Here is a 14,355-nt window from a genome sequence, read left to right as displayed (position 1 = left end):
ACTTCAGGATTTCAGGCCCGCTCTTCGGTCAGGGGGCTGACACTCAGCACGGGGGCAGCATCGATACCGTCGGCATTCATCATGGCGGAGATGCGTTGCAGGGAAGAGAGCAACAACCCCTGCTCCCAGTTCTCCAGCGCCTGAAAGCGTTGAATGAAACTCTCCTGCAAGGGGGTCGGAGCCTGGGCAAGCAGGGCGCGTCCCGCGTCAGTGAGCGTCGCATGCACCTTGCGTTTGTCGGTTTCGCTGCGAATGCGCTGCACCAGCTGGCGGCTCTCCAGCCGGTCCATGATGGTGGTGGCGGTGGCCTGGCTCATGTTGGTGTGATCCGCCAACTGGCGCATGGAGATCTGGCCAAGCTCGTCGATACCCTTGAGCAGCAGGAGCTGGGGCGAGGTCAGGCCGGCCTCCTTGATCAAGCGCTTGGAGTGCATGTCGATGGCACGGATGATCTGGCGCAGGGCGATCAGCACTTCATCATGTTTTTCCATGGGGTCTGGGTCATCGCAGGGCTGTGGAGAGGCGCGAAATTCTCCGCCTAATCCATAACAAGGTCAATATGGTTTTTGATGTAATGGTTTTAGCTCTAATGAATATTGTGTTAGGTTATCGGACAATTGCCCCATTCCAACCCGATATTTGAGGAGTGAAATCATGCATGACGACCTGGATATCAAGTCCCTGGTTGCCGACCTGCGTGTGGTCAGAGTTCGCTATGAATTGCCTGATACCGCGGCGTTTGTGCGTTATCAACCTGCTTATGACGAGGACCCCAACAACCTCAAGGTACACCACTACGATGGCGAGCTGCCGCTCTCTTGCAGCAACACAGGTTCTTTTAGTCTAAAGGAGTTGGTCAATGAGTTGCGCTATGCCTATGTGCTGGTTCACCTCTTCCCCGACGAGAGTGCCATGAACTTTTATCTGGCGGGTCTGGACAATGGACTGGCACAGCTGGAGTTCATCGGTGGCTCCTATGACTTCAACCGCCTTTGGATCACCAGCGGTGTCTCCAATCTGGGGGTGCCCATGGCTATCTTCCTTGGCAAACGCCACGCAGTGAACGGTCAGCCGTCGGTGACCCTGGTGGATCACCGTGAGCAGGTGGCAGGTCGTCTGGCCTATCGCGCCATCGGCGGTGCCGGCGATCACGTGGGTGAAGACTTTTTCAACAACGACTAAGGAGGCCCGATGCGAGCAACCAAAGGGCTTTTGAAAGGCTATGTCCCAATTACGTGTTGCATGGGGCGCCCCAGCGCCTCATGCAAGCAACGTGGTACATTCACTTCCCGCCCGTAGCGCTCCAACATCCTTCGCCAACCCAGATAATTTCTCAGATAGTGGGTCGCTACCCCATGGAACCGCTCCATCCACTCTTTCAACCGACGGTGATATCCGTTTACATGCAGGATATGGTACGCGCCAACCACACGCTCGCCTTGGCGATTGCGCACGACCTGATGGGTCACTCCCTGCGCTTTGCTGAAACTGGCATACACCCCGGCGCCGTCGCTACACAACACCGCATCTGACGAGACAAGGGGTGTCAAAACAGCTATCACCGTCTCGGCATTCATTTTCTCCAACTGAAAATCCGCATGGTGACCAGCCCGGTCCTGAACCACCATCACCGGGATGTAATCCGGCCCTGTGCCTCGGGTACGGCCTTTGCCCCCACGGTGGCGGGCCGGGCGGGGCAAACCACGTTGCCCTTTAAACGACTCCAAGAAGAAGGTCTCATCAACCTCGACGATACCCCCTTCCCGTGCCGCCTGGTGACTCGCCATGGCTTTCAGGAAGCGGTGACGCCACAAGAAGGCGGTATTTTTACAGACTCCGCAGCGGACGGCAGCCTGTCGGACGGTCAGACCGTCGATGAGGGCCTGGGCGTAGTCTTCCCAGCATTGTGCCTTGCGAAGTCGAGCCAGAGGCGTCTTGGTGAGAACGGAACTGGTGCGCAGACACTGCTTGCAGCGATAACGACGCAGCCCTCGACTCCAACCCCAGGGAGCCAACTGCGTAGCCTCGGCCTGACAGTGAGGGCAACATCGACAAGCGGGGAGTTGAGCGGCCAGCGAGGTGATTGGGTGAGGGGTAGTGAGTTCATGTTGCGCGAGGCGACGCTGGCGCATGGTGAGCTGTGGAAAGAGAGACAGTAGATGTTGAAAGGCTTGGGTATCCATGATGGAGGCCCTCAGGGTGATGACCTACTTCAAGGTTAGCCTTTCAACATGTAATTGGGACAGCGCCTTTTGAAAGGCCTCAATCCCACCATGGCCATGACGGCGCTCACTGTCGTGACCCTCTTCCTGCTGTTCGGCGTCTTTGATCCGGATACCGCAGGCACCTGGTTTACCGGGGCCAAGGACACCATCATTGCTGGCTTCAAGTGGTATTACATCCTGGTGGTCGCCCTGTTCCTGTTCTTCGCCGTCTACCTGATGTTCAGCCGCTTTGGCAGCATCCGGCTGGGCGACGACGACCAGGTACCGGAGTTTGGCTACTTTGCATGGTTCTCCATGCTGTTCAGCGCAGGCATGGGCATAGGCCTGGTGTTCTGGAGCATCGCCGAGCCCATGTATCACCTGCAGGGCAACCCCTTCATCACCGAAGGCATGACGCCGGAAGCGGCCCAGATCGCCATGCGCCTCACCTTCTTCCACTGGGGTCTGCACCCCTGGGCCATCTATGTGATCGTCGGCCTGTCGCTGGCCTTCTTCAGCTACCGGCGCAAGTTGCCGCTGGCCATCCGCTCCGTGCTCTATCCCATTCTTGGCGATCGCATCTACGGCTTCTGGGGCCATGCCGCCGACGTGCTGGCGGTGTTCGGTACCGTGTTCGGGGTGGCGACCTCCCTTGGGCTGGGCGTCTCCCAGATGAACACCGGCCTCAACCAGATCTTCGGCATGGGCGTGTCACAAGCGAACCAGCTCTGGCTCATCGGTGGCATCAGCCTGATTGCCACCCTGTCGGCCATCTCCGGTGTTGGGCGCGGGGTGAAGATCCTCTCCGAACTCAATATCTGGTTGAGCGTGTTCGTGCTGGGCCTCTTCCTGGTGCTGGGGCCGACCACCTACATACTCAACGCCTATGTGCAGAACATCGGTGATTACCTGCAGAACATCGTCAAGCTGAGCTTCTGGACCAATACCGAAGCCAACGGTACCTCGGCCTGGCAGTCTAGCTGGACCGCGTTCTACTGGGGCTGGTGGATTGCGTGGGCACCCTTTGTCGGCATGTTCATCGCCCGCATCTCCAAGGGCCGCACGATTCGTGAATTCGTGCTCGGTGTCCTGCTGGTGCCCTCCCTGCTCGGCATGCTCTGGCTCACCGTGTTCGGCGGGACTGCCATGAACCTGGAGCTGTTCGGTGGCGGCGGCGTGGTGGAAGCGGTCAATCAGGATGTCACCATGGCGCTCTACAAGACGGTGGAACTGCTGCACTGGGAGACCTTCGGCTGGATTGCCAAGGGGGTGCTGACCCTGCTTATCTGCACCTACTTCATCACCTCCAGCGATTCGGGCACGCTTGTGATTACGACGCTGCTCTCCATCGGCGATCAGGATCCCCCGGTGCTGCACCGCGCCATCTGGGGGCTGGGGCAGGGGCTGGTCGCGGCCATTCTGCTGGTCTCCGGCGGGCTTGCCGCCCTGCAGGCCGCCAGCATCATCGCCGCGCTGCCCTTCTCGGTCATCATGCTGGCCATGTGCTACTCCCTGATGCAGGGGCTCAAACAGGAGAGCCAGCACCAGTTCGAATACAGGCAGAAGCTCAAGCGCCATCCGGGGTCGGTCAATCTTAGCCTGATGGATCGCATCGGTCCGGGCTGATGACAGGTTCGGTCAAACGAAAGGGGAACCTCGCGGTTCCCCTTTTCATGCCTGTTCGGCGGTCGGTAGTTACAGCATCTGCTTGAGTCGATAGAGCAGGTCAAGGGCCTGTCGCGGGGTCAGCTCGTCCGGGCGTACTGCTGCCAGCTCCTCCACCACAGGATGGGGTTGCGGGGCGAGAGTGACCGGAGCCGGACGGCTTTCGCCGGCGGCCACCGGAGTGGCACTCTCCAGCTCATGCAGCTTGTGGCGGGCCTGGTGGATCACCGATTTCGGCACCCCGGCCAGCGCCGCTACCTGCAGGCCGTAGGATCGGCTGGCCGCACCTTCCTGCACCGCGTGCATGAAGGCGATGGTGTCGCCGTGCTCCACCGCATCCAGGTGGACGTTGGCCAGCCCGCTCATCAGCTCGGGCAGGCGGGTCAGCTCGAAGTAGTGGGTGGCGAACAGGGTGTAGGCGCCAATCTTGCTTGCCAGCTGCTCGGCGCAGGCCCAGGCCAGGGAGAGGCCGTCGTAGGTGCTGGTGCCGCGGCCAATCTCGTCCATCAGCACCAGACTGCGGGCGGTGGCGTTGTTGAGGATATTGGCGGTTTCGGTCATCTCCACCATAAAGGTGGAGCGGCCGGAGGCGAGATCATCCGACGCCCCGATGCGGGTGAAGATGCGGTCGATGGGGCCGATGCGGGCGCTGTCGGCGGGCACGAAGGCGCCGATATGGGCCAGCAGCACGATGAGCGCGGTCTGGCGCATGTAGGTGGACTTACCGCCCATGTTGGGGCCGGTGATGATCAGCATCCGCCGCTCCCGCTCCAGTCGTATCGGGTTGGCGATAAAGGGGTCGGTCATCACCTGCTCCACCACGGGATGGCGGCCCGCCTCGATGATGATCTGATCCTCGTCGATGAGGGTGGGGCAGCGATAGTCGAGGGTCTCTGCCCGCTCGGCCAGGTTGGCCAGCACGTCCAGCTCCGCCAGTGCGGCAGCAGACTCCTGCAGATCGCCGAGGTGGGGCAGCAGGGCGTCGAGCAGCTCTTCGTAGAGACGTTTTTCCAGCGCCAGCGCCTGGGCCTGGGCGGTGAGCACTTTGTCCTCGTACTTCTTCAGCTCATCGATGATGTAGCGCTCGTTGTTTTTCAGCGTCTGGCGGCGGATGTAGTGGGCCGGCACCAGGTGGCTGTTGGCACGGCTCACCTCGATGTAGAAGCCGTGCACCTTGTTGTAGCCCACCTTGAGGGTGTTGATGCCGGTGAGCGCCTTCTCCCGCTCCTCGATGCGGGCCAGGCTGGCGGTGGCGCCATTGGCCAGATCCCGCAGCTCGTCCAGCTCCTGATTGAACCCTTCACGGATGACGCCGCCATCGCGGATGAGCACCGGCGGCACCTCCATCACGGCACGCTCCAGCAGGTCGAACAGCTCGGGGAAGGTACTTGCCCGCTCGCGCAGCTGCTGCACCGCCTCGTGCTCGCTCTCCGCCAGCAGACGCTGCAACTCGGGCAGCTGAGCAAAAGCCTGCCGCAGCCGGGTCAGATCGCGCGGGCGGGCCGAGCGCAGGGCGAGGCGCGCCAGCACCCGCTCCACGTCGCCGACCTGGCGCAGCAGGCTCCCCAGCTCGTCATAGAGGTTCTGCTCGATGAGCTCCTTGATGGTGCTCTGGCGACCTTTGAGGATCACCCGATCGCGGATCGGCTGGTGGATCCAGCGCTTGAGCAGACGGCTGCCCATCGGCGTGGCGGTGCAATCGAGCACGGCGGAGAGGGTGTTGTCGTGACCGCCGGCCAGATTCTGGGTCAGCTCCAGATTGCGGCGGGTGGCGGCATCCATGATGACCGCATGATCGGGCTGCTCCAGGCGCACGCTGCGAATGTGGGGCAGGGCGGTGCGCTGGGTGTCTTTCACGTACTGCATCAGGCAGCCGGCGGCGCACAGGGCGGTCTCGCTCTGCTCAACCCCAAAGCCCACCAGATCCTGGGTGCCGAACTGTTGGCACAAGAGCTTGCGGGCAGTGCCCAGCTCGAACTCCCACTCCGGGCGGCAGCGCAGACCGCGGCGACCCTCGACATGGTGCAGGAAGGCGAACGATTCGGGGTAGAGCAGCTCCGCCGGATTGGTGCGTTGCAGCTCCGCCAGCAGGGTCTCTTCTTTCTCGAACTGGTTGATGAAGAAGCGTCCGGAGCCGATGTCCATGGTGCCGTAACCGAAGCGGCGGCCATCGTGGTAGACGGCGGCGATCAGGTTGTCCTGCCGCTCGCTGAGCAGCGCCTCGTCGGAGACGGTGCCCGGGGTGATGATGCGAATGACCTTGCGCTCCACCGGCCCCTTGCTGGTGGCGGGATCCCCCACCTGCTCGCAGATGGCGGCCGATTCGCCGAGCTGTACCAGCTTGGCGAGATACCCCTCGATGGCGTGATAGGGCACCCCGGCCATCGGGATGGGGCTGCCGGCCGACTGGCCGCGCTTGGTCAGGGAGATGTCGAGCAGCTGGGAGGCCTTGCGGGCGTCGTCGTAGAAGAGCTCGTAGAAGTCACCCATGCGATAAAACAGCAGGATCTCCGGGTTTTCGGCCTTGAGAGTCAGATACTGCTGCATCATGGGGGTGTGGGCGCTCAAGTTGGCGCCTGGCGCTTGGTATTGTGCTGTCATGTGCTATTCCAGAAGGTGCTCTTGCGGGCAAACGTCTGCCGTCATGGGTCTGAATCTGGGGGCCATTCTACATGCTCGAGGCAAGATGGTGAGGAGGAATCTCCGTCTTGGGGGCAAAGCTGGCGTCCCGTCGCGGATCTGTGCATCCGGCTGATGCTGGCCAGAGTGGCCTGGGATGGAGCCTGGCCAAGAAGAGGCACGGGGGAGGAGAAATAGCATCCCCGCACGGATGCGGGGATGGGAGAGCGGGGAGAGTGTCGCCCTCAGTACATGGCTTCGTCGCCGCTCAGCATCTCGTGCAGCTTGGCTTTCTGCTCGGGCGTCAGCACCCGGCTCACCTCGAAGAGGTAGTGGGCGCGATGGTAGCGGGCCTCGGCCTGTACGTCGCTGATGGTCTGCAACTGCTTTCTCGCCGCCACTTCATCCCACTTGCCGGACTTGATCATGTTGACGATGACATCCTGGCCGATTGCGTCGAGCTTGATAGAGCCCAGCTCCCTGGTGACCTGCTCGCGCAGCCCCTTGATCTGCTCCGCCTGGGCGCTGGAGAGGTTCAGCTCCTGGGTCAGGGTGGTCTCGCTCTGCAGCTCGGCGGTGCCCTCGGTGGCAAAGGCATGGGTGGCGATACACATTGCGAGGGCTGTCATGGCGACGTTGAACGGATGCATCATCCGGCTTTCTCCTTGGTCTGATGGGATGGAAACCGCATGCATGGCGGTGTTGGAACATGATAACGAGCAGCCATGTACTGGAGCTTAAGCGACGACAACTTGCTGACGCAGTGGCCCCGGGGTCGGTTGCCCGAGGGGCGGGGCAACTGCATAATGAGCGCCATATTTCGCCTGGAAAAGGCTGGAAGAGGAGGCGATGATGGGACTTGAAGCAGAGATCTCCCGCTTATCCCGGGAACTGGGCGAGGCACTGCTGGCCAGAGGCTGGCTGGCCGCCACGGCGGAATCCTGCACCGGCGGCGGGGTTGCCACTGCCATCACGGATACTGCCGGCAGTTCTGCCTGGTTCGATCGCGGTTTCGTGACCTACACCAACGAAGCCAAACAACAGATGCTCGGCGTCAGCATCGACAGCCTGTTGCGCCACGGCGCCGTCAGCGAACCCGTGGTGCTGGAGATGACCCGGGGCTGCCTGGCCCGCTCCGATGCGGGTATCTGCGTGGCCATCAGCGGTATCGCCGGGCCTGGTGGTGGCAGCGAGGAGAAACCGGTCGGCACTGTCTGGTTTGCCTGGGCAGATCGTACCGGTCGTCACCACTCCCTGCTTGCCCGTTTCGATGGGGATCGCCATCAGGTGCGCCAGCAGGCGGTCAGACAGGCCTTGTCCGGACTCCTGGCACTGCTCAAATAAATTGGGCTTGATACTGTATGCATAAACAGTATACTTAGCCCAACTTCACTTCTTACTCACGATTCCCAGCGGAGATTGGCATGGATCAGAACAAACAGAAGGCACTGGCGGCTGCGCTGGGCCAGATCGAAAAGCAGTTTGGCAAAGGCTCCATCATGCGTCTGGGCGACAGCAAGACCATGGATATCGAAGCCATCTCCACTGGCTCTCTCTCTCTGGACGTGGCGCTGGGGATCGGTGGTCTGCCGTGCGGTCGTATCGTCGAGATCTACGGTCCGGAATCGTCCGGTAAAACTACGCTGACCCTGCAGGTGATCGCCGAAGCCCAGAAGAAGGGCAAAACCTGTGCCTTCGTCGATGCGGAGCACGCACTGGATCCTATCTATGCCGCCAAGCTGGGCGTCAACGTCGACGACCTGCTCATCTCCCAGCCGGATACCGGTGAACAGGCACTGGAGATTTGCGACATGCTGGTGCGCTCCAATGCCGTCGACGTCATCATCGTCGACTCCGTGGCGGCCCTGACCCCGAAAGCGGAAATCGAAGGCGAAATGGGTGACTCCCACGTCGGCCTGCAGGCCCGACTGATGTCCCAGGCGCTGCGTAAATTGACCGCCAACATCAAGAACGCCAACTGCCTGTGCATCTTCATCAACCAGATCCGGATGAAGATTGGTGTCATGTTCGGCAGCCCGGAGACCACCACCGGTGGTAACGCTCTGAAGTTTTACGCCTCCGTGCGCCTGGACATCCGTCGTACCGGCGCCATCAAGGAAGGGGACGAGGTGGTCGGCAACGAAACCCGCGTCAAGGTAGTGAAGAACAAGGTGGCTCCTCCCTTCAAGCAGGCCGAATTCCAGATCTTCTATGGTGCCGGCATCTCCAAGGAGGGCGAGCTGGTGGATCTCGGCGTCAAGCACAAGCTGATCGACAAGGCGGGGGCCTGGTATAGCTACAACGGCGAGAAGATCGGCCAGGGCAAAGCCAACGTGATGAAGCTCTTCTCCGAAAACAAGGCACTGGCTGCCGAGGTGGAAGTGAAGCTGCGCGAGCTGCTGCTCTCCGGCGCCGCGCCGGTGGAGGAGAAGGCCACGGCTGCCGAATACGCCGAGTTTGAAGCCGAAAACGAACAAGAGTTCGAATAAGGAATGAGGAAAGGCCGGGTTGATACCCGGCCTTGTTGTTTATGGTGGATGAATCAGTGAACGAGCCGGGCGAGCCCGTCGAATTGACCTTTGAAGAGCTGGTCGTCGCCGCCCGCGCCTTTGCCATGCGTAGTCTTGCCCGCCGCGAAAGTGCGGAGTCCGAGCTGGCCAGACGCCTGCGTCAGAAGGGATTCGAGGAGGAGGTGGTCGCCGTTGTACTCGAGCATTGCCGTGGCTATGGCTGGGTCAATGACGATCGTTACGGTGCCATGGCGGTGCGGGCCGGTGCGGCCAAAGGCCATGGTCCGCTCAGGATCCGCTTCGACCTGCGCCGCAAGGGGCTGGATGACACCCAGATCGAGGCTGCCCTGGATCAACCCGAGCTTGATTGGTTCGAACTGGCGCTTGCGTTGTTGTCGCGTCGGGCAAAGGCGACCGACCTTGCCGACTTCAAACTGCGCATGAAGTGGCTCAAATATCTGATGGGGCGTGGTTTTACCCAGGAACAAGCCCGTTACGCCCTCTCAGCCATGCAAGGTGAGCAATAGTGGCGCGCCGAGGTTGAACACCTATAGCAACTGGCGTGCGGTACGGCTGGTGGGGAATATCAGCCCTTCGCCGGGTCTGTCGATGGCGGCCCTGTGGTCGAGCGAGGCATCCTGAAGCCCCCCTGTTGTGACGTCCTTGCGGGTGCTGCTGCTAAACGCTGGCCCCTTGGGGGCTATTTCACCCGCCAAGGGTTCCCACGTTTTACTTTACCCTGCAGAAAACTTACATTAATGCGGTTAAAAGTCCGTATTCGAATCAAGCAGGATTTTCCATGTACATGTCCACGTCAGAGATTCGCGCTGCGTTTCTCGAGTATTTCCGCACCCAGGGACACCAGGTTGTCTCTTCCAGCTCGCTGGTACCGCACAACGATCCGACCCTGCTGTTCACCAACGCAGGGATGAACCAGTTCAAGGACGTGTTCCTTGGCGCCGACAAGCGTGCCTATCACCGTGCCACCACGGCCCAGCGTTGCGTGCGGGCTGGCGGCAAGCACAATGACCTGGAAAACGTCGGCTATACCGCCCGTCACCACACCTTCTTCGAGATGCTGGGCAACTTCAGCTTCGGTGACTACTTCAAACAGGACGCCATCCGGTTTGCATGGGAATTCCTGACCGGTACCCTCAAGCTGCCCAAAGAGCGCCTGCTGGTGACCGTCTACGCGACTGACGACGAAGCCTTCGACATCTGGGAAAAAGAGGTCGGCGTGCCGGCCGATCGCATCGTGCGCATCGGTGACAACAAGGGTGCTCCTTATGCATCCGACAACTTCTGGGCCATGGGTGATACCGGCCCATGTGGTCCCTGCACCGAGATCTTCTACGACCACGGCGATCACATCTGGGGTGGCCCTCCCGGTTCACCGGACGAGGATGGCGACCGCTTCATCGAGATCTGGAACGTGGTCTTCATGCAGTTCAACCGTCAGGCTGACGGCACCATGGAGCCGCTGCCCCGTCCGTCCGTGGATACCGGCATGGGTCTGGAGCGTATCTCCGCCATCATGCAGGGAGTGCACTCCAACTATGAGATCGACATCTTCCAGGCGTTGATCAAGAAGGCGGCCGAGATCGTCGGCACCACGGATCTGAGCAACCAGTCCTTGCGCGTCATCGCGGACCACATCCGTTCCTGCGCCTTCCTGGTGGCTGACGGTGTCATGCCCTCCAATGAAGGTCGCGGCTACGTGCTGCGCCGCATCATCCGCCGCGCCGTGCGTCACGGCCGCAAGCTGGGTGCTACCGACGTCTTCTTCTACAAGCTGGCTGCCGAGCTGGCCGTGCAGATGAAGGATGTGGCGGCGGAACTGATCGCCCAGCTGCCGCTGGTCGAGCGAGTGTTGCGCATCGAGGAGGAGCAGTTCGTCCGCACGCTGGACAGAGGTCTGCTGCTGTTGGAAGACGCCCTGGCCAACCTCGGTGATGCCAAGGTGATCCCGGGTGAAGTGGTGTTCAAGCTCTATGACACTTACGGCTTCCCGGCCGACCTGACCGCCGATGTGGTGCGCGAGCGCGAGATCGGCATCGACGAAGAGGGCTTCAAGGCCGAGATGGAGAAGCAACGCGCCCGCGCGAAAGAGGCTTCCAGTTTCGGCGTGAACTACAACGACGTGCTGAAGCTCGATTTCGAGACCCCCTTTACCGGTTACAAACAGCTGAGCCAGAACACCCAGGTGGTCGGTATCTACAAGGATGGTGTCGAGGTCAATGGCCTCATCGCTGGTGAAGAGGCCGTGATCGTGCTGGCGGAGACCCCCTTCTATGCGGAGTCCGGCGGTCAGGTGGGTGACAGCGGCATCCTCAAGGTGGATGACGGCATCTTCGCCGTCACCGACACCCAGAAAGCGGGCAAGGCGATCATCCACAAGGGCTATCTGGAACTGGGTACCCTGGAGAAGGGAGCCGAGGTCGAGGCCGTGGTCGATGGCGACCGTCGTCAGGCCATCGCCCTTAACCACTCCGTGACTCACCTGCTGCACGCGGCCTTGCGCCAGGCGCTGGGTGAGCACGTGACCCAGAAAGGATCCCTGGTGGGCGCCGAGCGCATGCGCTTCGACTTCTCCCACTTCGAAGGGCTGACTATGGCGACTATTCGCCGGATCGAGGAGCTCGTCAACGCCCAGATCCGTGCCAACCACGAGGTGGCCACCCAGCTGATGGGGCTGGAAGAGGCCAAGTCAGCCGGTGCCATGGCGCTGTTTGGCGAGAAATATGAAGACGATGTGCGTGTGGTACGCATGGGCGACTACTCCACCGAGCTGTGCGGCGGTACTCACGCCAAGCGCACCGGTGACATCGGCTTCTTCAAGATCATTGCCGAGAGCGGCATCGCGGCTGGCGTGCGTCGTATCGAAGCGGTCACCGGCAAGAGCGCCATCGATCTGATGCACCAGCTGGGTGAACAGATCGAAGAGGCCGCCGCGCTGGTGAAGGGCGATCAGTTCTCCATCGCCGACAAGGTTCGCCAGGTACTGGACAAGGCCAAGATGATGGAGCGCGAGCTGGAACAGCTCAAGGCCAAGCTGGCGGCGCAGGCGGGTAACGACCTGCTGAGTCAGGTCATCGACATCAATGGCCAGAAGGTGCTGGTTGCCGCCCTGGAAGGGGTCGACCCCAAATCCCTGCGCGGCATGCTGGACGAGCTGAAGAACCAGATGAAATCCGGTGTCGTGCTGCTGGCAACCAGCAGTGATGGCAAGGTCAACCTGATCGCGGGCGTGACCAATGACCTGACCGGCAAGGTCAAAGCTGGTGAGCTGGTCAATCTGGTGGCCCAGCAGGTGGGTGGCAAGGGCGGTGGTCGTCCCGACATGGCACAGGCGGGTGGTACCCAGCCTGAGGCGGTGCCGGCGGCGCTGCAATCCGTTCACTCCTGGCTGGAAGAGCGCCTGTAAGCGGGCGAGGTGATCTGTGGCACTCTATGTACAGAAGTACGGTGGCACCTCGGTCGGCACTCTGGAGCGGATCGAGGCAGTTGCTGAGCGGGTTCAACTGACCCGTGCCCAGGGACATGACGTGGTGGTGGTGGTCTCCGCCATGTCGGGCGAAACCAACCGGTTGCTGGGCATGGCCCAGCAGCTGGACCAGGATGCCAACCGGCGCGAGATGGATGTGCTGATCTCCACCGGTGAGCAGGTCACTATTGCACTGCTGGCGATTGCGCTCAACAAGCGCGGTTGCCCCGCAGTCTCGATGACCGGTGATCAGGTCCGCATCCACACCGACTCCGCCTATGGCAAGGCGCGCATCACCCGTATCGACACCGAGCAGGTGGAAGCCGCACTCGGTGCCGGCAAGGTGGTGGTGATTGCCGGTTTCCAGGGGCGCGATGAGCACAATGCCATCACTACCCTGGGCCGAGGGGGTTCGGATACCACCGCCGTGGCCGTGGCTGCGGCCATCAAGGCCGATGAGTGCCAGATCTTTACCGATGTGGACGGGGTGTATACCACGGATCCGCGCATCGAGCCCAAGGCGCGTCGCCTCGATACCATCACCTTCGAGGAGATGCTCGAGATGGCGAGTCTCGGTGCCAAGGTGTTGCAGATCCGTTCGGTCGAGTTCGCGGGCAAGTACCGCGTGCCGCTAAGGGTGCTGTCGAGTTTCGTCGACGGAGAGGGAACCTTAATCACATATGGAGGTGAGAGGATGGAAGCCCCCCTGGTATCCGGCATTGCGTTCAATCGCAACGAGGCCAGCCTGACCATTCTGGGTGTGCCGGACAGGCCGACCGTGGCCGCGCAGATCCTGAATCCGATCAGCGACGCCAACATAGATGTCGACATGATAGTGCAGAACACCATGGGGGATGGTACCGCCGACTTCACCTTCACGGTGAATCGCGATGATTATCGCCGGGCCCGCGCCTTGCTGGAGGAGACCGCCAGCGAGCTGGGGGCCGCCTGCGTGCAGGGCAACGGAGAGATCGCCAAGGTCTCCATCGTCGGGGTCGGCATGTGGAATCATCCTGGTGTAGCGCGCACCATGTTCAAGGTATTGGGTGAGGAAGGGATCAACATGCAGCTGATCTCCACCTCTGAAATCAAGATATCCGTGGTGATTGACGAGAAGTACCTGGAGCTGGCCGTGCGTTCGTTGCACTCGGCGTTCGGGTTGGATCAAGAGCCTCATGAGCAGCCCTTGGGAAACAATCCCTGATTGATTTAGTTTCAACCATTTACCATATCGGTATCTTTGTAAGATAATGGCGCATATCGATATAAATACAAAACAGGATACAGGAGCAAGCGAATGCTTATTTTGACTCGTCGTGTAGGGGAAACCCTGATGATTGGTGACGAAGTAACCGTTACCGTACTGGGCGTAAAAGGGAACCAGGTTCGTATCGGTGTGAATGCACCGAAAGAGGTTTCCGTACACCGCGAAGAGATCTACATGCGGATACAGGCCGAGAAAGTCCCGGGCCAACCGAATTTCTAAGCCATTTCATGGCTGCCTGAAGGCGACATCCCGGATGTCGCCTTTTGTTTTTCAGGGGCCTGCAAATCGGCCTGCAGAGCGCGTAACTACTGGGTAAGTGTCGATATTGCTTGAATATTCCACTCTTTGGCCAAATGCTGAGCGAACGCTCTGTTTTCTCCAAAAAAGTGTTTGACTAAAAATCCCTGTGAAGTATTATCAGCCCCGCAAACGGAGAGGTGGCCGAGAGGCTGAAGGCGCTCCCCTGCTAAGGGAGTATGCGGCTTATACCCGCATCGGGGGTTCGAATCCCCCCTTCTCCGCCATTTTGCGCCCGTAGCTCAGCTGGATAGAGTACCTGGCTACGAACCAGGTGGTCAGAGGTTCGAATCCTCTCGGGCGCACCAT

The 14,355-nt window shown here is 60.7% G+C and carries 12 protein-coding genes and 2 tRNA genes; 10 read left to right on the top strand and 4 right to left on the bottom strand.

Going from position 1 to position 14,355, the window contains the following annotated elements; translation table 11 throughout:
- Positions 1–11: 11 nt before the first annotated feature.
- Positions 12–491 carry a MarR family winged helix-turn-helix transcriptional regulator gene (locus OKB81_RS04405; protein ID WP_010672813.1) on the bottom strand — a complete coding sequence of 160 codons (480 nt, stop codon included), beginning with the start codon at positions 489–491 and terminating at the stop codon, positions 12–14.
- Between the two features lie 163 nt (positions 492–654).
- Here OKB81_RS04405 and OKB81_RS04400 point away from each other — a divergent pair, with 163 nt between their 5' ends.
- On the top strand, positions 655–1,182 hold the full coding sequence (locus tag OKB81_RS04400; RefSeq protein ID WP_010672814.1) for a hypothetical protein: 528 nt from the start codon (positions 655–657) through the stop codon (positions 1,180–1,182).
- A gap of 38 nt (positions 1,183–1,220) precedes the next feature.
- On the opposite strand, the gene OKB81_RS04395 is transcribed toward OKB81_RS04400, so the two are convergent.
- Positions 1,221–2,183 (bottom strand): IS1595 family transposase, encoded by a 963-nt coding sequence (locus OKB81_RS04395; RefSeq protein WP_160837315.1) that lies wholly within the window; start codon positions 2,181–2,183, stop codon positions 1,221–1,223.
- 90 nt (positions 2,184–2,273) lie between these two features.
- Between OKB81_RS04395 and OKB81_RS04390 the strand changes: the two genes are divergently transcribed.
- Complete coding sequence (locus tag OKB81_RS04390; protein WP_160837331.1) at positions 2,274–3,830, top strand: BCCT family transporter; 1,557 nt, start codon at positions 2,274–2,276, stop codon at positions 3,828–3,830.
- A gap of 69 nt (positions 3,831–3,899) precedes the next feature.
- On the opposite strand, the gene mutS is transcribed toward OKB81_RS04390, so the two are convergent.
- Both mutS and OKB81_RS04380 read right to left on the bottom strand, forming a co-directional pair.
- Positions 3,900–6,470: a DNA mismatch repair protein MutS gene (gene mutS, locus OKB81_RS04385; RefSeq protein WP_160837313.1), complete on the bottom strand. Its 2,571-nt coding sequence runs from the start codon at positions 6,468–6,470 to the stop codon at positions 3,900–3,902.
- A gap of 263 nt (positions 6,471–6,733) precedes the next feature.
- Positions 6,734–7,141, bottom strand: coding sequence for a Spy/CpxP family protein refolding chaperone (locus tag OKB81_RS04380; RefSeq protein WP_160837311.1), 408 nt, complete (start codon positions 7,139–7,141; stop codon positions 6,734–6,736).
- Between the two features lie 199 nt (positions 7,142–7,340).
- Here OKB81_RS04380 and pncC point away from each other — a divergent pair, with 199 nt between their 5' ends.
- From pncC to OKB81_RS04340, 8 genes are all read left to right on the top strand, one after another.
- Positions 7,341–7,832 (top strand): nicotinamide-nucleotide amidase, encoded by a 492-nt coding sequence (gene pncC / locus OKB81_RS04375; RefSeq protein WP_029313644.1) that lies wholly within the window; start codon positions 7,341–7,343, stop codon positions 7,830–7,832.
- An 80-nt stretch (positions 7,833–7,912) separates the two neighbouring features.
- Positions 7,913–8,977 carry a recombinase RecA gene (gene recA, locus OKB81_RS04370; protein ID WP_043154135.1) on the top strand — a complete coding sequence of 355 codons (1,065 nt, stop codon included), beginning with the start codon at positions 7,913–7,915 and terminating at the stop codon, positions 8,975–8,977.
- A 41-nt stretch (positions 8,978–9,018) separates the two neighbouring features.
- Positions 9,019–9,525, top strand: a complete 507-nt coding sequence (locus OKB81_RS04365) for a regulatory protein RecX (RefSeq protein WP_160837309.1) — start codon at positions 9,019–9,021, stop codon at positions 9,523–9,525.
- 272 nt (positions 9,526–9,797) lie between these two features.
- Complete coding sequence (gene alaS / locus OKB81_RS04360; RefSeq protein WP_102949060.1) at positions 9,798–12,422, top strand: alanine--tRNA ligase; 2,625 nt, start codon at positions 9,798–9,800, stop codon at positions 12,420–12,422.
- Between the two features lie 16 nt (positions 12,423–12,438).
- Complete coding sequence (locus OKB81_RS04355; protein ID WP_010672822.1) at positions 12,439–13,686, top strand: aspartate kinase; 1,248 nt, start codon at positions 12,439–12,441, stop codon at positions 13,684–13,686.
- Between the two features lie 93 nt (positions 13,687–13,779).
- Complete coding sequence (gene csrA / locus OKB81_RS04350) at positions 13,780–13,968, top strand: carbon storage regulator CsrA (protein WP_005315760.1); 189 nt, start codon at positions 13,780–13,782, stop codon at positions 13,966–13,968.
- Positions 13,969–14,180: 212 nt separating this feature from the next.
- A tRNA-Ser gene (locus OKB81_RS04345) sits at positions 14,181–14,273 on the top strand.
- Positions 14,274–14,277: 4 nt separating this feature from the next.
- Positions 14,278–14,354: transfer RNA gene (locus OKB81_RS04340), tRNA-Arg, on the top strand.
- Position 14,355: the final 1 nt, after the last annotated feature.

It is taken from the genome of Aeromonas sp. QDB56 (genome assembly GCF_027705505.1).
Lineage (GTDB): Bacteria > Pseudomonadota > Gammaproteobacteria > Enterobacterales > Aeromonadaceae > Aeromonas > Aeromonas caviae.
Note: the sequence above shows the minus strand (reverse complement) of the source record. Positions and strands in the feature narration are given on the sequence as shown.

Excerpts from the sequence above, each read along its gene's own strand:
- OKB81_RS04405 (WP_010672813.1), bottom strand. The coding sequence starts at position 491 with ATGGAAAAACATGATGAAGTGCTGATCGCCCTGCGCCAGATCATCCGT.
- OKB81_RS04400 (WP_010672814.1), top strand. The coding sequence starts at position 655 with ATGCATGACGACCTGGATATCAAGTCCCTGGTTGCCGACCTGCGTGTG.
- OKB81_RS04395 (WP_160837315.1), bottom strand. The coding sequence starts at position 2,183 with ATGGATACCCAAGCCTTTCAACATCTACTGTCTCTCTTTCCACAGCTC.
- OKB81_RS04390 (WP_160837331.1), top strand. The coding sequence starts at position 2,274 with ATGGCCATGACGGCGCTCACTGTCGTGACCCTCTTCCTGCTGTTCGGC.
- mutS (WP_160837313.1), bottom strand. The coding sequence starts at position 6,470 with ATGACAGCACAATACCAAGCGCCAGGCGCCAACTTGAGCGCCCACACC.
- OKB81_RS04380 (WP_160837311.1), bottom strand. The coding sequence starts at position 7,141 with ATGATGCATCCGTTCAACGTCGCCATGACAGCCCTCGCAATGTGTATC.
- pncC (WP_029313644.1), top strand. The coding sequence starts at position 7,341 with ATGGGACTTGAAGCAGAGATCTCCCGCTTATCCCGGGAACTGGGCGAG.
- recA (WP_043154135.1), top strand. The coding sequence starts at position 7,913 with ATGGATCAGAACAAACAGAAGGCACTGGCGGCTGCGCTGGGCCAGATC.
- OKB81_RS04365 (WP_160837309.1), top strand. The coding sequence starts at position 9,019 with ATGGTGGATGAATCAGTGAACGAGCCGGGCGAGCCCGTCGAATTGACC.
- alaS (WP_102949060.1), top strand. The coding sequence starts at position 9,798 with ATGTACATGTCCACGTCAGAGATTCGCGCTGCGTTTCTCGAGTATTTC.
- csrA (WP_005315760.1), top strand. The coding sequence starts at position 13,780 with ATGCTTATTTTGACTCGTCGTGTAGGGGAAACCCTGATGATTGGTGAC.